The following is a 19,288-nucleotide window of genomic DNA, read 5'->3' as shown; positions in this document are numbered from 1 at the left end:
GTTGCTCGCGCAGTTCCCCGCGCCCCTGAAGGGGCGCTGCACCGACGCGTCCTGAAGGGGCGCGGGGCTGTATTCGATATGCGGCTCCGCCGCGTGGGCGCGACCAGCCCCCACTGAGCCGCACCCCACTGAGCCGCACCCCACTGAGCGGTACCCCATCGAGCGGCACCCCATTGAGCCGCACCCCACCGAGCCTCCTCCCACCCGGCCCCGCCCCCTTGCCCTTGACTGATCGGTTCGGCCCGCCCCACTGCTCACCTCGCCTCTCCACCAACCGAGTCGGGTGGGTGGGCCGAAAAGCGGTTGAGGCAGCGGGGCCGGCCGTTCAGCATGGGTCGGCGTGAGCCGCCTCCTCCCCGACCTCGCCCCCTGGCACGCCTCCGCCGACTTCCGGCGCCTGTGGGTCTCCGGGCTGGTCAGCAACTTCGGGAGTTTCCTGACGTTCGTCGCGCTCCCGGTGCAGATCAAGGACCTCACCGGTTCCGCGGCCGCCGTGGGAGCCGTCGGTGCCGTCGAGCTGCTCCCGCTCGTTCTGTTCGGCCTCTACGGCGGCGCCCTCGCCGACGCCCTCGACAAGCGCGCGCTGATCGTCCGGACCGAGGCCGGTCAGGGCCTGCTCAGCGCGGGGCTGCTGGTCAACGCCCTGCTGCCGCACCCGGCCGTATGGCCGCTGTACGCCGTCGCCGCGCTCTCCTCCGCACTGGTGTCGGTGCAGCGCCCCGCCCTCGACTCCCTCTGGCCGCGGATCGTCGCCCATGACGACCTCCCGGCCGCGGCGGCCCTCAACTCCTTCCGCTGGACGGCCGGCGGCGTCGCGGGCCCCGCCGTCGCCGGCCTGGTCGTGGCGTACGCGGGCCTCGGCTGGGCGTACGGCGCCGACCTCGTCACCTTCGTCGTCTCCGTCGTGCTCATCCTCCCCATCGCCCCGTCGCCCGCGTCCCACGAGGCTGCCGGGCCCTCCCTCCGCGCCATCGCCGAGGGCGCCCGCTACGCCTGGAGCCGCAAGGAACTCCTCGGCACCTACGCCGTCGACCTCGCGGCGATGTTCCTGGCGATGCCGCTCGCCGTGCTCCCGTTCCTGGCCGACGAGTTGGACGCGGAGTGGTCGCTCGGGCTGATGTACGCCGCCATCCCGGCCGGGTCGCTCCTCGTGAGCCTGGTCAGCGGCTGGAGCGTGCGGGTGCGCCGGCACGGGCGGATGGTGGTGCTGGCGGCCGCGCTGTGGGGCCTGGCGATCGCCGCCGCCGGTGCCGTGGCGAACGTGTGGCTGGTGCTGTTCTTCCTCGCGGTCGCCGGTGGCTGCGACATGGTCAGCGGGATCTTCCGGTCCGCGATGTGGAACCAGACGATCCCCGACGAGCTGCGCGGCCGCCTCGCCGGGATCGAACTGCTGTCGTACTCCGTGGGCCCGACCCTCGGCCAGGTCCGGGCCGGCGGCATGGCCGGCTGGCTGGGCGTACGGGCGTCCGTCGGCGCGGGCGGCCTGCTCTGCACCGGCGCGGTGGGCCTGCTGGCCCTGTGCCTGCCCGCCCTGATGTCGTACGACGCGCAGACCGACGAACACGCTGTACGGCTGCGCGCCCAGCGCACCGCCGCCGCGGGAGCCGCCGCCATCCGGCCCTGATCAGTCCTCGTCCGTGGCGTCCCCGGCCGGCGCGTCGTGCCACTTCGGGTCGTTCTCCCACTGGAGGTTGCGCTCCCGCGCGATCTCCATCGCGTGCTCGGCCTCCTCACGGGTGGCGTAAGGGCCGAACCGGTCCTTGGCGGGGCACTCCGGGCCCTCCTCGACCTTCTGGTGCTGCAGGCAGTAGTACCACTCGCCCGCCTTCGCGACGGTCCGCTTCTTGAACAGGGCCATGACCGGCTCCTTTCGCCATCCACCCTGTCTTTCGCGCAGGGTGCCCGGTCCTTCAGGGCCGGGGTGGATACCCGCTCCCGCGGAGCGGAATAAGGATAAAGGAGTCCTCGCCAGGGCGATTCCTCGTTTCCGGTGTACGGGCCTGGGGGCGGTCTCGAATGGTTGGTGGTCAGTCGATTCTCTGGGGCGGGTTTGTGGGTCACCCTCACGGGTGATGTTGGTCGATTGTGTGCGCGGGTGGGGAACGTGGTGGCTAGCTTCGTGTCATGTCGCGTTTCCGGATGTGGCCGACGCCTGCGCAAGCGGAGCAGATGCTGCTGCACTGTGCACACGCTCGGTACGTGTGGAATCTGGCGGTGGAGCAGCACGCCCACTGGAAGCCGGGCCGTAGGTCCGCGCCGGGTTTTGCGGAGCAGTGCCGCCAGCTCACTGAGGCCCGGCGGGAGAACGAGTGGTTGGCTGCCGGGAACGCGGATGTGCAGCAGCAGGCCCTGAAGGACTTCGCCACGGCCAGGAACGCCCGCTTCACCTCGGGATTCGGCGAGCCGACCTGGCGCAGGAAGCACGTGCATGAAGGCTTCCGTGTCATCGGCACCGAACGGGTGCCCGAGTATGGGCCGGATGGCCACCCGAACCTGAACCCGAAAACCGGTAAGCAGGTCTTGGGCCGCTCCGCGGTCGTGCAGAAGCTGAACCGACGGTGGGCCCAGGTGAAGGTGCCCGGCTGTGGGTGGGTCCGTTTCCGCCTCAGTGCCAAGGGCAAGGGCGGGCGGCTTCCCGCTGCTAAGACGTTCCGGGTGACCTTCCGTAACGGGCAATGGCATGTGGCGTTCGCTGTCATTCCCGAGCGGGTCGATGCGTCGGCGGCGACCGGGGTCATTGGCATCGACCGCGGCGTGAAGATCACTGCTGCCCTCTCGGACGGCCGGAAACTGAACTGTCCGCAACTCACGGTGAAGGAGCGGGCACAGATCCGCAAACACGAACGCCGTGCAGCTCGGGCTCCGAAGGACAGCGCTCTCAAGGCTGCTGCATACGCGAAGGTCACCGAGCTCAAGGCGCGTGAGGTGAACCGGCGCAAGGACTGGTGCGAGAAGACCAGCACCATGCTCGCCCGGACCTACGAGGTGATCCGGTTCGAGAAACTGAACATCAAGAACATGACCCGCTCGGCGAAGGGAACTGTCGAGCAGCCGGGCAGGAATGTCCGACAGAAGGCGGGGCTGAACCGGGGGATCCTCGCTCAGGGGTGGGGCCTGCTGAGACGGCGCACGGAACAGAAGGCTCCGGGCCGGGTCGAGGATGTTCCCGCGCCGTACACATCTCTGCGGTGCAGTGCCTGCGGGTGGATCGAGAAGAAGTCGCGCAAGAGCCAAGCCGACTTCGTCTGCGTGTCCTGCGGGTTCACCTGCAACGCGGATGAGAACGCGAGTATCAACGTCGCGGCAGGACAGGGCGGGTTTCCCCGTCCCCGGCGAACAGCCGGTGCCGGAGGGGTGACAGCGGCCAGCAGCCGTGCGAGCGCTCGTGAACCTCAACCCGCCTGGGTTGGAATCCCCCTCTTTTGAGGGGGAGGATGTCAAATGTTCCCCCATGCCCGCTGGTTAGACTCGCTGGCATGTCTGGCCAGTCGCTGCTCGTACCAGGGGAGCTCTCTCCCACCCGTTCGGTACCCGGAAACATCCGCCGCCCCGAGTACGTCGGCAAACCCGCGCCGACCCCGTACACCGGGCCGGAGGTGCAGACCCCGGAGACCATCGAGGCGATGCGCACCGCCGGCCGTATCGCCGCACAGGCGATGGAGGAGGCCGCGAAGATCATCGCGCCGGGTGTGACGACGGACGAACTCGACAAGGTGGCGCACGCGTACATGTGCGACCACGGGGCCTACCCGTCCACCCTCGGCTACCGAGGCTTCCCCAAGTCCCTGTGCACCAGCGTCAACGAGGTGATCTGCCACGGCATTCCGGACTCGACGGTGCTCCGGGACGGCGACATCGTCAACCTGGACGTGACCGCGTACATCGGCGGGGTGCACGGCGACAACAACGCGACCTACCTGGTCGGGGACGTCGACGAGGAGAGCCGGCTGCTTGTCGAGCGGACCCGGGAGTCCCTCGACCGTGCGATCAGGGCGGTCCGGCCGGGCCGGCAGATCAACATCATCGGCCGGGTCATCGAGTCGTACGCCAAGCGCTTCGGCTACGGGGTGGTCCGTGACTTCACCGGCCACGGCATCAACTCGTCCTTCCACTCCGGGCTGATCATCCCGCACTACGACAGCCCGCAGGCGACGACCGTGATGCACCCGGGGATGACCTTCACGATCGAGCCGATGCTCACGCTCGGGACGTACGAGTACGACATGTGGGACGACGGCTGGACCGTCCTCACCAAGGACCGCAGGCGGACCGCGCAGTTCGAGCACACGCTGGTGGTGACCGACACCGGCGCGGAGATCCTGACCCTGCCGTAGCCCCCTGTGCCGCCCGGCCCGTCCTCCCCTCGGAGGGCGGGCCTTTTTTCCGGTACCCTTTTGCCGACAGAGTGTCGGTAACTTTACCGACGAAGCGTCGGCAAGAGCATTGACTTAGGTAAGCCTTACCTTAGAGGATATTGCCCATGGACTCCTTCTCGACACTCATCCGCACCGCGTCCCACGAGCAGCACGTGGCGGCGGAGACCTCGACGTTCATGAGCGACCTGCTGGGCGGCCGGCTCGGTGTGGAGGCGTACGCCCGCTACACCGAGCAGCTGTGGTTCGTGTACGAGGCGCTGGAGGGCGCGGCCGGGCGGCTGGCGTCGGACCCGGTGGCCGGGCCGTTCGTGCGACCCGAGCTGTTCCGGCTGGCGGCGCTGGAGCGGGACCTGGCGCACCTGCACGGAGCCGGGTGGCGGACGGGGCGCACGGCGCTGCCGGCGACCGAGGAGTACACGGCGCGGGTCCGGGAGTGCGCCGAGCGCTGGCCCGCGGGCTACGTCGCCCACCACTACACCCGCTACCTCGGCGACCTCTCCGGCGGCCAGATCATCCGCGACCGGGCGGAGCGGACCTGGGGTTTCGAGCGCAAGGGCGACGGCGTCCGCTTCTACGTCTTCGAGGGCATCGCCAACCCGGCCGCCTTCAAGCGGGGTTACCGCGAACTGCTGGACGCGGTGAACGCCGACGACCTGGAGAAGCAGCGCATCGTGACCGAGTGCAAGCGGGCGTTCGCCCTCAACACGGCGCTGTTCCGGGAACTGGGCGAGGAGTTCCCGCTGTCGGCCTGATCCCCGTCGCTACTGGCTGATCGAGCAGAACTCGTTCGACCCCTGCCAGAAGCGGTAAGCCTGCTGCCCGCAGTACTGGTCGAGGTCCCCGACGCCCAGGTGGCGCAGCAGCGCGTCGATCACGTCGAAGAACGCGCTGTTGATCGACGGCACCCACAGCAGCGCGAACACGAAGAGCAGACCGAACGGCGCGAACGGCTCCACCTGGCGCTTGATGTTGTACGACAGCCAGGGCTCGATCACGCCGTAGCCGTCCAGGCCCGGCACCGGCAGGAAGTTCAGGATCGCGGCCGTGACCTGGAGCAGGGCGAGGAAGGCGAGCGCGAAACGGAAGTCGCGGGGGACGCCGTCCAGGGCGTCGAGCCAGAAGGGGGCGGTGCACACGGCGGCGAACAGGACGTTCGTCAGCGGACCGGCGGCGGAGATGAGGCTGTGCCGCCAGCGGCCCCGGATCCGGCTGCGCTCGATGAAGACCGCGCCGCCCGGCAGGCCGATCCCGCCCATGATCACGAACAGCACCGGGAGCACGATGCTCAGCAGCGCGTGCGTGTACTTCAGCGGGTTCAGGGTCAGGTAGCCCTTGGCGCCCACCGTGATGTCCCCGCCGTGCAGGGCGGTGCGCGCGTGCGCGTACTCGTGCAGGCACAGGGAGACGATCCAGGCCGCCGTCACGAACAGGAACACGGCGACCCCGGGCTGCTCGGCGAACCCGGACCAGGTGGCCCACCCGGTGACCGCGGTGACGGCGAGGATCCCGACGAACACAGGACTGATCCGCCGGTCACTGGGGCGGGTGGTGGTGGCGGTCATGGCGCGGGACTCCTGGGGCGCGTCGGTGGAGGTGGCGTGCGGGGTAGACCGTACAGGTGACAGGTGAAGAACGTCCTGCGGGCGGCCGGAGGTTCCTGTTAGTCGTTACGCTGATAGCGAGTCGAACGAGGAGGTGCTCATGACGATCGCAGAGGGATGGGTCGAACTGGTCCAGGACCGGATCGAGGTCCCGCGCAGCGCGCGCCTCCGGCTGACGGAGAACGGTCTGACATTGGTACCGGTGACCCAGGCGCACACGACGACGGCACGGCGCATCCAGAACCAGATCGAGGCCGGGCTGCCCGGCTGGGCGGCGGTCGGCGAGTTCTCGCTGGTCCCGCCCCGAGAGGGATACAAGCCCGAGCCCGATGCCGCAGCGCTGCCGCTGGACCAGGTTCACCCCGGTGAGAGCGAGATCAACGAGGCGTTGCTGCCCTTCGTCGTCGAAGTCGTCTCCCCGGAGAGCAAGAACCGGGACTACAACACCGAGCCGAGCCACTACGCACTGCGCGGCATTCCGGTGTACCTCATCGTCGACGTGCTCTCCGCGACCTGGACGCTCCTGACCCAGCCGGAAGACGGCGCCTACCAGTGCACGCAGTCCGGCCCCTTCGGCAAGGAGATCGCCATCCCCGTGGCCGACCAGACCCTCACCCTCGACTCCTCCCAGTTCATGCGCATCTGAAACCCTGAGGCGGTGTCCGGGCGTCCCCAGGGACAATGGACCCCGTGCGCTACGCGATCCTCGGCACCACCCAGGTACTCCGCCCCGACGGCACGGCCGTCCCCGTGGGCGGTTCTCGGCTGCGTGCCCTGCTGACCGTGCTCGCGCTGCGGGCCGGACGCGGGGTACCCGCCGGGCTGCTCGTCGACGAGGTGTGGGGCGGCGAACCGCCCGCCGACGCGACCGGCGCCCTCCAGGCCCTGGTCGGCCGACTGCGCAGGGCGCTCGGCGCGGACACGATCGGGTCCACCGACGGCGGCTACCGGCTCGCCGCCGCCCCCGACGACGTCGACCTGCACCGCTTCGAGCGGCTCACCGGCGAGGGCCTGCGCGCCCTCGCCGACGGCGACCCCGCCAAGGCGGCCACCGTCCTCGACGACGCCCTCGCCCTGTGGCACGGCCCGGCCCTGGCCGACCTGCCCGACCGCACCGCCGAGGCGGCCCGCGTCGACGTCCGCCGCCTGGACGCCCTGCGCGCCCGGCACACCGCCGCCCTCGCCCTCGGCCAGGCCGAGCAGTCCCTGCCCGAGCTCACCGCCCTGTGCGACACCCACCCCCTCGACGAACCCCTGCAGGCCCTGCGCCTGCGTGCCCTGCATCGCACCGGCCGCACCGCCGAGGCGCTGGCCGCCTACGACGGCGTACGGCACCTCCTCGCCGACCGCCTCGGCTCCGACCCCGGGCCCGAACTGCGTGCCCTGCACGGCGAGCTCCTCGCCCCGGCAGCCACGCCGGACGAACCGTCCCGGCCCGGCAACCTGCGCGCCCGCCTCACCTCCTTCGTCGGGCGCGAGGCCGACATCGAGGCCATCCGGGGCGACCTCGGCGCCGCCCGGCTGGTCACCCTGCTCGGGCCCGGCGGGGCCGGCAAGACCCGGCTGTCGCAGGAGGCCGCCGAGACCGTGCGGTACGCCGCCCGGGACGGCGTCTGGCTGGCCGAGCTGGCCCCCGTCGACGACCCGGCCGACGTCCCCGAGGCCGTGCTCAGCGCGCTCGGCGCCCGCCAGGCCGTGCTGTACGGCGGCGGCGCCGAGACCATGCGGGCCGCCGCCGACCGGCACGACGACCCGGTGGAGCGGCTCGTCGAGCACTGCGCCCGGCGCCGGATGGTGCTCGTCCTCGACAACTGCGAGCACGTCGTCGACGCGGCTGCCGACCTGGCGGCCCGGCTCCTGGAGCGCTGCCCGGACCTGACGATCCTGGCCACCAGCCGCGAACCCCTGGGCGTACCGGGGGAGTTGCTGCGCCCGGTGGAGCCGCTGCCCGAGCCGGTGGCGCTCCGGCTGCTCGCCGACCGGGGTGCCGCGGCCCGTCCCGGCTTCACGGTCGGCGCCGACGACGAGACCGCGGCCGCGTGCGCCGAGATCTGCCGCCGCCTGGACGGCCTGCCCCTCGCCATCGAACTGGCCGCCGCCCGGCTGCGGATGCTGACCCCGCGCCAGATAGCCGACCGGCTCGACGACCGCTTCCGCCTCCTCACCTCCGGCAGCCGCACCGTGCTGCCCCGCCAGCAGACCCTGCGCGCGGTCGTCGACTGGTCCTGGGACCTGCTCGACGCCGGCGAACGCGACGTCCTCGGCCGCCTCTCCCTCTTCGCGGGCGGCTGCGACCTGGCCGCCGCCGAGGCCGTCTGCGGCCCCGCCGCCCTCGACGCGCTCGGCTCCCTGGTCGACAAGTCGCTGGTCGTGGCGGCCCCTTCGGGTGAGGAGGGGATGCGCTACCGGCTCCTGGAGACCGTCGCCGAGTACGCCCGCGAGCGCCTCGACGAGGGCGGCGAGCGCACCGCCGCCGAGCGCGCCCATCTGACGTACTACCGCGAACTCGCCCGCACCAACGAACCCTTGCTCCGCGGCCCCGGCCAGCGGGCCGCCATCGCACGGCTCCAGCTGGAGTACGAGAACCTGCGCACCGCGCTGCGGCACGCCATCGCCGTACGGGACGAGCACGAGGCGCTCTGCCTGCTGCACTCCCTGTTCTGGTACTGGCAGATGCACGACCAGCGCATCGAGACCCGCACCTGGTGCGCCGACGTGATAGCCCTCGGCCCCGACCCGTTCGTCCCGCCGCTGCGCCGGGCCGAACCGGTGTGGCAGCGCTGCACCGACACCCCGCCGCCGTACACCGGAGAGCTCCTCGCCGAAGCCCGGCGAGGCCTGCACCTGGCCCATCTGGCCTGCATGGACACCGAGCTGGACGTCTGGCAGACGCCTCAGGCGCAGGCCAAGCTGCGTGCCGTCACCGAGGTCTACGAGCCCGGCATGCCGCAGACCTGCCGGGCGCCGGGCATGTTCTGGTTCTTCGCCGTGATGCTGACCGGCGGCATGGACCGGCTGCGCGAGATCCTCGACGCCTGCGTCCGCACCTGCCGCGAGACGCCCGGCTACGAGTGGGAGCTGGCCGGCAGCCTCGCCATGCGCGCCAACCTGCTCGCCAACCGCGCCGCCTGGGCGGGCGACGCCACCCGGGACGCCGACGAGGCACTGGAGATCTTCCGGCGCCTGGGGGACGACTGGGGCACCGCCGAGGCCTTCTCCGGGCGCGCCGAGTCCCGCGAGCGCAAGGGCGACTACCTGGCGGCGGCCGTCGACTACGAGGCCGCCATCGAACGGGTCGGCCGGCTCGGCGCCCGCGCCCAGACCGCCGTGCTCAACGCCCGCCTGGGCAGCGTGCTGATCGAGTCGGGCGACACCGAGCGCGGGGAACGGCTGCTGCGCCAGGTCATCTCCGAGAACGAGAGCCTGAGCAACGAGGCGATGCCCGCCGCCCGGCTCTTCCTCACCACCTGGCTCCTGATCAGCGGCCGCATCGCGGAGGCACGCGAGCAGGTCCGGCTGCTGCGCAGCGAGTTCAAGATCTCCCACTTCGTCGTCTTCGACGCCCTGATCCTCACCCAGGAGGCCTGGGTGGACGCCCTCGACGGCCTCCACGCGGAGGCCCTGGACAAGCTGCGGAACGCGCTGCGGCTCGCCGCCGACCCGCTGAGCGAGGCCATCACCCCGCATCTGCCGTCCGTCTGCCTGACCGTCGCCGGGGTCGCCCTGGCCGGCCTCGACGGGGGTGTGCGCGCCGCGGACGCCGCCCGGTGCCTGGGCGCCGCCGACGCCCTGCTGCCGCCCGGCCATCTCCAGGTCGGCCTGGAGCGCAGGGCACGCGACCGGTCGGAGGCCAGGGTCCGGGCCGCTCTCGCCGACGACACGGCCTACGAATCGGCGTACGCCGAGGGCGGTGGCCTCTCCCTCGCGGAGGCCACCGCCCTGCTCTGACGTGTCCGGGTGGACGTCAGCTCTTGGTACGGAACCTGTGGATCGCGTACGGTGCCGCGATCGCCGTGATCCCCACCGACCAGGCCAGCGTCACCCACAGGTCGTGGGCCACCGGGCCGCCGACCATCAGACCGCGCGCGGCGTCGGCGAGCGTGGACAGCGGGTTGTAGTCGGTGAAGGCCTGCAGCCAGCCCGGCATCGAGTTCGTCGGCGCGAAGATCGACGAGCCGAACTGCAGCGGGAACAGCACCAGGAACCCCATGGCCTGCACGGACTGGGCGTTCTTCAGGATCACGCCCAGGGTGAGGAACACCCACATGATCGAGGAGGCGAACACCGCGGACAGGCCCACGGCGGCGACCAGCCCGCCCCAGTGGTTGATGTGGAACCCGACCAGCACGGCGACGATCATCAGCACGGCGGTCGCGAACAGCATCCGCACCAGTTCCACCGAGATCTTCGCGAACAGCACCGAGCCGCGCCCGATCGGCAGCGACCGGAACCGGTCCATCACACCGGAGTTGAAGTCCTGGCTGAACCCGGTGCCGACGCCCTGCGAGAGCGTCATGCTCATCATCGCGATCATGCCCGGGATGACGTACTGGACGTATCCGTCCTGACCGCCGCCGAGCGCCTGCCCGATCGAGCCGCCGAAGACGTACACGAACAGCAGCGTGAAGACGATCGGCATCAGCAGCGCGTCGAACATCGACTCCGGGTCCTGCCGGATCCACAGCAGGTTGCGGCGGACCAGGGCTCCGGTGTGCCGCAGATGCGCACGCAGCGGGATCCGGGCGTCCGCGGCCGGGATGGTGGTGGCGGCGCTCATACGGCGACCTCCTGACGGTCGTCGGCGGTCTTGGCGTCCTGCGGGGCACTGGCGCGATGGCCGGTGAGGGACAGGAACACCTCGTCCAGGCTGGGCAGTTCGGTGGTGATGGAGCTGATGGTGATACCGCGGGCGGTGACGGCGCCGACCACGGCGGTCAGCTGCTCGTCGCTGAGGATCGGCACCAGGAGCGTGCCGTTCTCGCTGTCCACGGTGGTCCCGGCGAGTCCGGTGATCCCGAGTTCGTCGATCATGGCGGCGAGCGGCCGGACCTGCAGCGGATCGACGGGCCGCACCCGCAGCGTCCGTCCGCCGACCTTGGCCTTCAGCTCCTCCACCCTGCCGTTCGCGATGACCTTCCCGCGGTCCACGACGGTCAGCTCGGAGGCGAGATACTCGGCCTCCTCCATGTACTGGGTGGTCAGCAGCACGGTCACCCCGTCGCCGACCATGGCCTTGACCTCGTGCCACACCTCGTTGCGGGTGCGCGGGTCGAGACCGGTGGTCGGCTCGTCCAGGAACAGCACCTGGGGGTGCCCGATCATCGAGGCGGCGAGGTCGAGCCGGCGCCGCATGCCACCGGAGTACGTGCTCGCCGGCCGCTTCGCGGCCTCGGTGAGCGAGAACCGCTCCAGCAGCTCGTCGGCCCGGGCCCGGGCGTCCGTGCGGGACAGGTCGAGCAGCCGCCCGATCATGTACAGGTTCTCCCAGCCCGGGAGCTTCTCGTCCACGGAGGCGTACTGCCCGGTCAGGCCGATCACCCGGCGCAGCTGGCGGGGCTGGCGCAGCACGTCGTACCCGGCGACGGTCGCCTCTCCCGTATCGGGCTTCAGCAGCGTGGACAGGATCCGTACCAGGGTGGTCTTGCCGGCCCCGTTCGGACCGAGCACGCCCATCACGGTGCCCTGGCGGACGTCCAGATCAACTCCGTCGAGTGCCTTGGTGTCGCCGTAGTGCTTCACCAGCCCCCGTACGGACACGGCGTTGTTGTCGATTCGCGTCATGGGAAGAACCGTGCCAGGCCCCACCGACAAACCACCGACAGCCCACCGACACCGGCCTACAGCCCGCCTACATTCCGCCGACGGCCGGCCCAGCCCACCGACTGTTCGGCGGCACGAGGGGCGTACCGTGCCGGGCGTGACCCCACTCGCGGCCCAGGCCATCGGCACCGGGCGGCTCGATCTGCTGCCGCTGCGCGTCGAGCACGCCGAGGAGATGGCCGTGGTGCTGTCCGACCCGGCCCTGCACACCTTCACCGGCGGCGCACCGGACACCGTCGAGTCCCTGCGCTCGCGCTACCGGCGCATCACCGCGGGCTCCGGCGACCCGGCCGTCGCCTGGCTGAACTGGGTGGTCCGGCTCCGCGCGGAGTCCTGCCTGACGGGTTACGTCCAGGCGACGGTCCGCGGCCCGGTCGCCGAGATCGCCTGGGTGGTGGGCACGCCCTGGCAGGGCAGAGGGATCGCCACCGAGGCGGCCTGCGGTCTGGTCGCCTGGCTCACCACCCGGCTGCCGGCGGTCACCGTCATCGCCCGCATCCACCCGGACCACCACGCCTCCGCCGCGGTCGCCAGGGCCGCCGGTCTGGTCCCCACCGACGTACGGCACGACGGCGAGACCCGCTGGCACCGTCCGGCAGTCCCTTCCGCGGGCGCAGCAGGCGCAGGCCGAGGAGGCTCTGGAGGGTGAGCGCGGCCGCGGCCGCGGCGGCGACCCCGAAGCCGCCGTGCGGCCCGAGCGCGTCGATCGCCCGGCCGGAGACCGCGGCCGCCGCGGCCGAGCCCGCCGCGCTCGCGGAGCCCAGCCAGGAGAACGCCTGGGTCAGGACGGACCGGTGCACGGCCGCCTGGGCGAGCACGGAGAAGAGCACCAGCAGGACCGGGACCGTGGCACCGGTCAGTACCACGACCAGTCCGCACGAGCCTGGCCACTTGTGGCGCCGCGAGCGCTTCGGCCAGCGCGAAGCACCCGCCGACCAGGCCGGCCGCGGTGAAGGTGCCGGTGCGGCCGTGTACGAGCCAGACGATGCCGATGCCGGTCATCGCGACGCCGACGCGTCCGAGCGACGCCGGCAGGAAGAAGGCCGCGGCTCCCGGGGTACGCAGCAGGGCACGGTAGTTCGCCGACGGCACGGCGAGTCCTGTTCGCCGCCCGGCGGGACGGCCCCCTGGGTCGTCGGTGCCCGGATGTACCGACCCGTGGTCTCCGTCTGGAACCGTCCAGTGCTGGCGCGGGGAGGGGACACGCGCCCCGCGCCGACTCCGTCACCGGGCAGAAGTCTTGACGTGTTGTGGGCGGCCAGTCTCGTCGCCGGGACCGGCGGTGTCCAGAAAGGGGACAGCCCGCCGACGGGGGAAGATCGGCGGGCTGTCCTTGGTGTTGCCGCAGTGGCTCTGGTGGGTGCCCTCGTGCTGGGCGCGTTGTGCCTAGTGGACGGAGTGCTCCTCCAGCGGGAACGTTCCGCCGACGACGTCCTCGGCGTAGGCCCGGGCCGCGTTGCCCATGACCTCGCGCAGATCCGCGTACTTCTTCACGAACTTCGGGACCCGGCCCGAGGTCAGGCCGAGCATGTCCGTCCAGACCAGGACCTGCGCGTCGGTCTCGGGACCGGCGCCGATGCCGACCGTCGGGATGTGCAGCACCCGGGTCACCTCGGCCGCGAGCTCCGCCGGGACCAGTTCGAGTACGACCGCGAACGCGCCCGCGTCCTGGACCGACTTGGCGTCCCGCAGCAGCTGCTGGGCCGCCTCCTCGCCGCGGCCCTGCACGCGGTAGCCCATCGCGTTGACGGACTGCGGGGTCAGGCCGATGTGCGCCATCACCGGGATGCCGGACTCGACGAGGAGCCGGATCTGCTCGTACGACCGCTCGCCGCCCTCCAGCTTGACCGCGCCGACGCCCGCCTCCTTCACCAGCCGGGTCGCCGAGCGCAGCGCCTGCACCGGGCCCTCCTGGTAGGAGCCGAAGGGGAGGTCGCCGACGATGAGGGCGCGCTGGGTGCCGCGGACCACGGCCGCCGACAGCATCGTCATCTCGTCCAGGGTGACGGGCACCGTCGACTCGTAGCCGAGGTGACAGTTGCCGGCCGAGTCGCCGACCAGGAGCACGGGGATGCCGGCCTCGTCGAAGACGGAGGCGGTCATCGCGTCGTAGGCGGTGAGCATGGGCCACTTCTCGCCGCGTTCCTTGGCGAGGGCGATGTCCCGGACCGTGATGCGTCGAGTGCCCTTCCCCCCGTACAGCGCCTTGCTGCCGTCGGAGGGGCTGTTCTGCACAGTCCGGGCAGCCGAAAGCTGCGTCATGACACGGCTCCTTCAAGTCATCTCGAGGCACCCTGACGGTGTCCCCGGATCCCTTCCATGGTGGCACTTCGTGCCGCCCTCGGCCAGAGCACCCCCATGTGATCCATCGGTCACCACCCACCCCGCCCCGCCCTGTCGCGTTGTATAAAGCCCGGGTAAAGGTATTCAGATACGAGACGGTGCCGTATTGAAATGCCCTTAGGCTCGTAGGCATGACAACTCCTGCCGACCACGCTCCACCCGGCCCCCGCATACCCGAGGCGGTGCACCGGCGCCGCTGGGCGATCCTCGGCGTGCTCATGCTCAGCCTGCTGATCGTGGTGCTCGACAACTCGATCCTGAACGTCGCCGTCAAGACCATCTCCACCCCGGCTCCGGTCGGCCTCGGCGCCACCCAGAGCCAGCTGGAGTGGGCGATCAACGCCTACACCCTGGTCTTCGCCGGCCTGCTCTTCACCTCCGGTCTCGTCGGTGACCGCCTCGGCCGCAAGAAGGTGCTGATCGGCGGCCTGGTGGTGTTCGGCATCGGCTCGGCCCTCGCCGCCGAGTCCGGCTCCGCGGACCAGCTGATCGCCTTCCGTGCCCTGATGGCCCTCGGCGCCGCCTTCGTGATGCCCGCCACCCTCGCCGTCCTGATGAACGTCTTCGAGCGTCAGGAGCAGCCGAAGGCGATCGGCATCTGGGCCGGCGGCGTCGGCCTCGCCATCGCCATCGGCCCGATCACCGGCGGTGTGCTGCTCGACCACTTCTGGTGGGGCTCGGTCTTCCTCATCAACGTACCGATCGTGATCATCGCGCTCGCCCTGATGGTCTGGCTGGTGCCCGACTCCCGCGACCCGCGACCCGGCCGCCTCGACCCGGTCGGCGTGGTCCTGTCCGTCGTGGGCCTGGTCCTCCTTGTCTACGGCATCATCAAGGGCGGCGAACTCGCCGACTTCACCGACGCCAAGGTGCTCGTCACCATCGCCGCGGGCGTCGCCGTGCTCGCCGGCTTCGTGATCTTCGAGGCGCGCAGCGACCACCCGTCCCTGGACGTCACCTACTTCAAGAACAAGGTCTTCTCGGCCGCCATGGCCGCCATCGCGCTGGTCTTCTTCGCGCTGATGGGCGTGACCTTCTTCTCCGTCTTCTACACCCAGAGCGTGCGCGGCTACTCGCCCCTGCAGTCCGGTCTGCTGCTGCTTCCGCTGGCCGCCGCGCAGATGATCTTCGCACCGCGGGCCCGGCTGGTCGTGGACCGGATCGGCAACAAGGCCACCACCGCGGGCGGCCTGGTACTGATCGCCGTCACCCTGGGCGCCTTCGCCACCTTCGAGGCCGACACGCCGATCTGGATCCTCGAAGTCGTCTTCTTCCTGATGGGCACCGGCATGGCGCACATCATGACGCCGACCTCGGTCGTCATCATGCAGGCCCTGCCCCGCGAGAAGGCCGGTTCCGCGTCCGCGCTCAGCAACACCTTCCGGCAGGTCGGCGGCGCCCTCGGCATCGCGGTGCTCGGTTCGGTGCTGTCGACGTCGTACCGCAACGGCATCGAGGGCAAGCTCGGCGCGCTGCCGCCCGGCCTGCGCGACACCGCGGGCGAGTCCATCGAGGCCACGCTCGGCGTCGCCGCCAAGCTCGGCGCCCAGGGCAAGGCCCTGGTCACCCCCGCCAACGACGCCTTCCTGCACGCCATGCACACCACCGCCCTGTGCGGCGCGGGCGTCGCGCTGATCGGCGCCGTGGTCGTGACCCTCTTCCTGCCGGGCAGGCCGCCGGCCGGTCAGCAGGGCGACCGGGAGCAGGAGTTGGTCGTAGCGGCGGAGTGAACGACTGAACGGACCGGCACCATGGGCAGGAGTCACGGGGGAAAGCGCGTGGGTGACCACGGGGGGAGGCTTCGGCTGCGGGAGAATTCCCGCAGCCAGTGAGAGGACGGTATGACGTGACGCTTGCCGACAGCGGACCGCGGTCCATCGCCCCGGCCCGGGGCCGCCCGCGCAGCGAGGCGGTGGAGAACGCCATCCTGGAGGGCGTGATGAAGCTCCTGGAGGACGGCGTTCCGCTCGCCGAGCTGTCCATCGAGCGGATCGCCCGGACCGCCGGCGTCGGCAAGGCCACCATCTACCGCCGCTGGAACGGCAAGGAGGAGCTCTTCGTCGACGTCATGCGCGCCGCCGAGCCCCCCGACCCCGAACTCCCCGGCACCTCCATGCGCGACGACCTCGTCGTGCTGCTGGAGTCGCTGCGGCAGCGCGGCCTGATGAACCGTTCGTCGGCCATCCTGCACAACGTCTACGCCCAGATGAAGAGCAGTCCCCGCATCTGGAACGCGTACCACGCCAACGTCGTCAACCCGCGGCGCGAACTCGGCAAGGAAGTGCTGCGCCGGGGCCAGCAGAACGGCGAACTCCGCGCGGACATCGACATCGAGCTGGCCAACGACATGTTCACCGGCCCGATGCTGCTCAGGGCCATACTGCGCCCGGAAGCGGAACTCCCCGAGGGACTGGCCGAGCAGATCGTCGACGAGGTACTGGCGGGGCTGGGACCGGCCGGCACGCCGGAGCCTCGACCGGAGCCGTGACCGCAGCCGTGACCCGGGTCGCGCGGCCGCCGCGGACATGTCCCGAGTGTTCGCGTTTCGTCACAGTCCCGGCGGACCCGGCGGTAACCGGAACTCCTTTCACCGGCTTGTTCGTCCTCGTCTTCCGTACGGCCGTCATGTGACGGCGGGAGAGGACCCGATCATCCCCTAGGGTCGTATCCGGGGGACGACGGTGTGCACGGCAGGTTGTGAGGCAGACGGTATGGCGCAGCAGGCGTACATGACGGAGACGGACAACGGCGGCTCGGGACCCGAGCGTCGGGGAGACCGGTTCCGGCGCCTGGTGAACCGCTTGCTGTCCGGCTGGCGCGGCGATCCGCGGATCTGGCGCCGGGGCATCGTCACCGCCGTGGTGGCGCTGCTGCTCGCCGGTGTGATGCTGCTGCACTCCCGCATCCCCAACGCCGTCGGCAACCTCGGCAGTCTCACCGAGACCTTCCTGCCCTGGCTGGGCCTGCTGATCCCGGTCCTGCTGCTGGTCGGCTTCCTGCGCAGGTCGGCGACGGCGCTGATCGCCGTACTGCTCCCGGCGATCGTCTGGCTGAACCTGTTCGGCGGGCTGCTCACCGACAAGCAGGGCACCGGCGGCGACTTCATGGTGGCCACCCACAACGTCAACGCCGACAACCCCGACCCGACCGGCACGGCCACTCGGCTCGCCTCCTCCGGCGCCGATGTGCTGGCCCTGGAGGAGCTGACGGCGACGGCCGTTCCGACGTACGAGAAGGCGCTGGCGTCGACGTACAAGTACCACGCGGTCGAGGGCACCGTCGGGCTGTGGAGCAAGTACCGCCTCACCGGCGTGAAGGCGGTCGACATCAAACTCGGCTGGACACGCGCGATGCGGGCCACGGTCGCCACCCCGCACGGCCCTCTCGCCGTCTACGTCGCCCATCTCCCCTCCGTACGCGTCAAGATGAACGCCGGGTTCACCGCCCGGCAGCGCGACAAGAGCGCGGACGCGCTGGGCGAGGCCATCGCCGACGAGACGCTGCCGCGGGTGATCCTCCTCGGCGACCTCAACGGCACGATGAACGACCGCTCCCTGAACGGCGTCACCTCGCAGATGCGCTCCACGCAGGGCGCGGCGGGCAGCGGGTTCGGGTTCAGCTGGCCGGCCGCGTTCCCGATGGCCCGTATCGACCAGATCATGGTCAAGGGTGTGGAGCCGGAGAGCTCCTGGACCCTGCCGAGGACCGGAAGCGACCACCTCCCGATCGCCGCGCGTGTGAACCTGACCACATCGGGTTCGTAAAAAGCGCTGGTCAGCGCAGCAATGTTGCCATTGTCAGGACATTCGGACACTGCGCCGTAACCTGGTGGAATACTTGGCCTGGGAGACTTTGTTCCGTAGCTGAACTTAGAACGCACGGAACCCTGCTCCCCGAAAGGCAAAGCCCTTCATGCCTCTGGCCCTGCTCGCCCTGGCCGTCGGCGCTTTTGGTCTCGGCACCACCGAATTCGTCATGATGGGCCTGCTGCCCGACGTCGCCGGCGACCTGCACATCTCGATCCCCGCCGCCGGCCACCTGGTCTCGGCGTACGCGCTGGGCGTCGTCATCGGCGCCCCGCTCCTGGCCGCGCTCACCGCGCGCCTGCCCCGCCGCACGGTCCTCGTCTCCCTGATGGCCCTGTTCGTCGCGGGCAACGCGCTCTCGGCGCTGGCCCCCGGCTACGACTCCCTCCTGGCCGCCCGCTTCCTCAGCGGCCTCCCGCACGGCGCTTTCTTCGGCGTCGGCGCGGTCGTCGCCACCAACCTGGTGGCACCGGAGCGCAAGGCCCGCTCCGTCTCCCTGATGTTCATGGGCCTGACCGTCGCCAACATCGCGGGCGTCCCGGTCGCCACCCTCATGGGCCAGCACCTCGGCTGGCGGGCGACCTTCCTGGGCGTGAGCCTCATCGGCGTCGCCGCGATGGCCGCCGTGTTCCTCCTCATCCACCCCACCCACGCCCCGGCCCCGGCCACCGGCCTGCGCGGCGAACTCTCCGCCCTGCGCGCCCTCCCCGTCTGGCTGGCCCTCGCCACGACCGTCGTCGGCTTCGGTGCCCTCTTCTCCGCGTACAGCTACATCACGCCGATGCTGACGGACGCCGCCGGTTACGCCGATTCCGACGTCACCCTGCTCCTCGCCCTGTTCGGCGTCGGTGCCACGATCGGCAACCTGGTCGGCGGCCGCCTCGCCGACCACGCGATGCGCGGCACGCTGTTCGGCGGCCTGGTCTCGATGGTCGCCGTCCTTCTCCTCTTCCCGGTCCTGATGCGCACGGAGTGGAGCGCGGCCCTGGCCGTCGTCCTGCTGGGCATCGCGGCGTTCATCACCGGCTCGCCCCTCCAGCTCATGGTCATGGAGAGGGCGTCCGCGGGCCCCTCCCTCGCCTCCTCCGCCAACCAGGCGGCCTTCAACCTCGCCAACGCCGGCGGCGCCTGGATCGGCGGCGTGGCCCTGGCTGCGGGCTTCGGCGTCACCTCCCCGGCACTGGCGGGCGCGGCCCTGGCCGTCCTGGGCCTGGGCGTGGCGAGCATGGCGTACGCGGTGGACCGGCGCCGGGCGGTTCCGACGACCGTCCACGAGCGGGTCGTCGCCTCACACGTCCCGGAGACGGCGGAGCCGGTCCGCTCCTGACCGCACTGTGGCAGC

Annotated in this window: 16 protein-coding genes; 11 read left to right on the top strand and 5 right to left on the bottom strand. The window is 71.0% G+C overall.

The window, feature by feature from the left end; all coding sequences use genetic code 11:
- Positions 1–340 precede the first annotated feature (340 nt).
- Positions 341–1,624, top strand: a complete 1,284-nt coding sequence (locus ACFWPS_RS06400) for an MFS transporter (RefSeq protein WP_383701664.1) — start codon at positions 341–343, stop codon at positions 1,622–1,624.
- Here ACFWPS_RS06400 and ACFWPS_RS06395 read toward each other — a convergent pair whose 3' ends face one another.
- Positions 1,625–1,858, bottom strand: coding sequence for a hypothetical protein (locus tag ACFWPS_RS06395; protein WP_383701663.1), 234 nt, complete (start codon positions 1,856–1,858; stop codon positions 1,625–1,627).
- Positions 1,859–2,124: 266 nt separating this feature from the next.
- Between ACFWPS_RS06395 and ACFWPS_RS06390 the strand changes: the two genes are divergently transcribed.
- From ACFWPS_RS06390 to ACFWPS_RS06380, 3 genes are all read left to right on the top strand, one after another.
- A complete protein-coding gene (locus tag ACFWPS_RS06390; RefSeq protein ID WP_383701660.1) occupies positions 2,125–3,426 on the top strand; it encodes an RNA-guided endonuclease InsQ/TnpB family protein in 1,302 nt (433 codons plus the stop codon).
- A 50-nt stretch (positions 3,427–3,476) separates the two neighbouring features.
- The gene (gene map / locus ACFWPS_RS06385; RefSeq protein WP_383701658.1) at positions 3,477–4,334 is read left to right on the top strand and encodes a type I methionyl aminopeptidase; all 858 of its coding nucleotides are present in this window, start codon (positions 3,477–3,479) and stop codon (positions 4,332–4,334) included.
- Positions 4,335–4,480: 146 nt separating this feature from the next.
- Positions 4,481–5,128, top strand: a complete 648-nt coding sequence (locus ACFWPS_RS06380; RefSeq protein ID WP_383701656.1) for a heme oxygenase (biliverdin-producing) — start codon at positions 4,481–4,483, stop codon at positions 5,126–5,128.
- Positions 5,129–5,137: 9 nt separating this feature from the next.
- On the opposite strand, the gene ACFWPS_RS06375 is transcribed toward ACFWPS_RS06380, so the two are convergent.
- Positions 5,138–5,938, bottom strand: a complete 801-nt coding sequence (locus ACFWPS_RS06375) for a site-2 protease family protein (RefSeq protein ID WP_383701654.1) — start codon at positions 5,936–5,938, stop codon at positions 5,138–5,140.
- 139 nt (positions 5,939–6,077) lie between these two features.
- Between ACFWPS_RS06375 and ACFWPS_RS06370 the strand changes: the two genes are divergently transcribed.
- The gene (locus ACFWPS_RS06370) at positions 6,078–6,623 is read left to right on the top strand and encodes a Uma2 family endonuclease (protein ID WP_383701652.1); all 546 of its coding nucleotides are present in this window, start codon (positions 6,078–6,080) and stop codon (positions 6,621–6,623) included.
- 35 nt (positions 6,624–6,658) lie between these two features.
- Positions 6,659–9,925: a BTAD domain-containing putative transcriptional regulator gene (locus ACFWPS_RS06365; protein ID WP_383701649.1), complete on the top strand. Its 3,267-nt coding sequence runs from the start codon at positions 6,659–6,661 to the stop codon at positions 9,923–9,925.
- A 16-nt stretch (positions 9,926–9,941) separates the two neighbouring features.
- Here the strand turns inward: ACFWPS_RS06365 and ACFWPS_RS06360 are convergent, their stop codons facing one another.
- Together ACFWPS_RS06360 and ACFWPS_RS06355 are read right to left on the bottom strand one after the other, a co-directional pair.
- Positions 9,942–10,754 (bottom strand): ABC transporter permease, encoded by an 813-nt coding sequence (locus ACFWPS_RS06360; RefSeq protein WP_383701647.1) that lies wholly within the window; start codon positions 10,752–10,754, stop codon positions 9,942–9,944.
- Positions 10,751–11,758 carry an ATP-binding cassette domain-containing protein gene (locus tag ACFWPS_RS06355; protein WP_383701645.1) on the bottom strand — a complete coding sequence of 336 codons (1,008 nt, stop codon included), beginning with the start codon at positions 11,756–11,758 and terminating at the stop codon, positions 10,751–10,753. Before ACFWPS_RS06355 ends, ACFWPS_RS06360 begins: the two co-directional genes overlap by 4 nt.
- Before the next feature lie 136 nt (positions 11,759–11,894).
- Here ACFWPS_RS06355 and ACFWPS_RS06350 point away from each other — a divergent pair, with 136 nt between their 5' ends.
- The gene (locus ACFWPS_RS06350; RefSeq protein ID WP_383701643.1) at positions 11,895–12,446 is read left to right on the top strand and encodes a GNAT family N-acetyltransferase; all 552 of its coding nucleotides are present in this window, start codon (positions 11,895–11,897) and stop codon (positions 12,444–12,446) included.
- A 737-nt stretch (positions 12,447–13,183) separates the two neighbouring features.
- Here the strand turns inward: ACFWPS_RS06350 and panB are convergent.
- Positions 13,184–14,059 carry a 3-methyl-2-oxobutanoate hydroxymethyltransferase gene (gene panB / locus ACFWPS_RS06345; protein ID WP_383701641.1) on the bottom strand — a complete coding sequence of 292 codons (876 nt, stop codon included), beginning with the start codon at positions 14,057–14,059 and terminating at the stop codon, positions 13,184–13,186.
- Positions 14,060–14,271: 212 nt separating this feature from the next.
- On the opposite strand from panB, the gene ACFWPS_RS06340 reads away from it, so the two are divergent.
- The 4 genes from ACFWPS_RS06340 to ACFWPS_RS06325 all read left to right on the top strand — a co-directional run bounded on the left by ACFWPS_RS06340 (position 14,272) and on the right by ACFWPS_RS06325 (position 19,273).
- A complete protein-coding gene (locus ACFWPS_RS06340; protein WP_383701639.1) occupies positions 14,272–15,870 on the top strand; it encodes an MFS transporter in 1,599 nt (532 codons plus the stop codon).
- Positions 15,871–15,986: 116 nt separating this feature from the next.
- Positions 15,987–16,628: a TetR/AcrR family transcriptional regulator gene (locus ACFWPS_RS06335; protein WP_383701637.1), complete on the top strand. Its 642-nt coding sequence runs from the start codon at positions 15,987–15,989 to the stop codon at positions 16,626–16,628.
- 223 nt (positions 16,629–16,851) lie between these two features.
- The gene (locus ACFWPS_RS06330; RefSeq protein ID WP_383701635.1) at positions 16,852–17,904 is read left to right on the top strand and encodes an endonuclease/exonuclease/phosphatase family protein; all 1,053 of its coding nucleotides are present in this window, start codon (positions 16,852–16,854) and stop codon (positions 17,902–17,904) included.
- 148 nt (positions 17,905–18,052) lie between these two features.
- A complete protein-coding gene (locus ACFWPS_RS06325; RefSeq protein ID WP_383701633.1) occupies positions 18,053–19,273 on the top strand; it encodes an MFS transporter in 1,221 nt (406 codons plus the stop codon).
- Positions 19,274–19,288: the final 15 nt, after the last annotated feature.

This window comes from Streptomyces sp. NPDC058457, assembly GCF_042720695.1.
In the GTDB taxonomy this organism is placed as follows: Bacteria; Actinomycetota; Actinomycetes; order Streptomycetales; family Streptomycetaceae; genus Streptomyces.
This window is presented reverse-complemented; position numbering and strand designations above follow the sequence as displayed.

Bases quoted from the DNA above. Each gene is read 5' to 3' on its own strand.
- ACFWPS_RS06365 (WP_383701649.1), top strand. From the start codon at position 6,659: ATGGACCCCGTGCGCTACGCGATCCTCGGCACCACCCAGGTACTCCGC.
- ACFWPS_RS06395 (WP_383701663.1), bottom strand. From the start codon at position 1,858: ATGGCCCTGTTCAAGAAGCGGACCGTCGCGAAGGCGGGCGAGTGGTAC.
- ACFWPS_RS06380 (WP_383701656.1), top strand. From the start codon at position 4,481: ATGGACTCCTTCTCGACACTCATCCGCACCGCGTCCCACGAGCAGCAC.
- ACFWPS_RS06340 (WP_383701639.1), top strand. From the start codon at position 14,272: ATGACAACTCCTGCCGACCACGCTCCACCCGGCCCCCGCATACCCGAG.
- ACFWPS_RS06325 (WP_383701633.1), top strand. From the start codon at position 18,053: ATGCCTCTGGCCCTGCTCGCCCTGGCCGTCGGCGCTTTTGGTCTCGGC.
- map (WP_383701658.1), top strand. From the start codon at position 3,477: ATGTCTGGCCAGTCGCTGCTCGTACCAGGGGAGCTCTCTCCCACCCGT.
- ACFWPS_RS06355 (WP_383701645.1), bottom strand. From the start codon at position 11,758: ATGACGCGAATCGACAACAACGCCGTGTCCGTACGGGGGCTGGTGAAG.
- panB (WP_383701641.1), bottom strand. From the start codon at position 14,059: ATGACGCAGCTTTCGGCTGCCCGGACTGTGCAGAACAGCCCCTCCGAC.
- ACFWPS_RS06375 (WP_383701654.1), bottom strand. From the start codon at position 5,938: ATGACCGCCACCACCACCCGCCCCAGTGACCGGCGGATCAGTCCTGTG.
- ACFWPS_RS06330 (WP_383701635.1), top strand. From the start codon at position 16,852: ATGGCGCAGCAGGCGTACATGACGGAGACGGACAACGGCGGCTCGGGA.
- ACFWPS_RS06360 (WP_383701647.1), bottom strand. From the start codon at position 10,754: ATGAGCGCCGCCACCACCATCCCGGCCGCGGACGCCCGGATCCCGCTG.
- ACFWPS_RS06370 (WP_383701652.1), top strand. From the start codon at position 6,078: ATGACGATCGCAGAGGGATGGGTCGAACTGGTCCAGGACCGGATCGAG.
- ACFWPS_RS06390 (WP_383701660.1), top strand. From the start codon at position 2,125: ATGTCGCGTTTCCGGATGTGGCCGACGCCTGCGCAAGCGGAGCAGATG.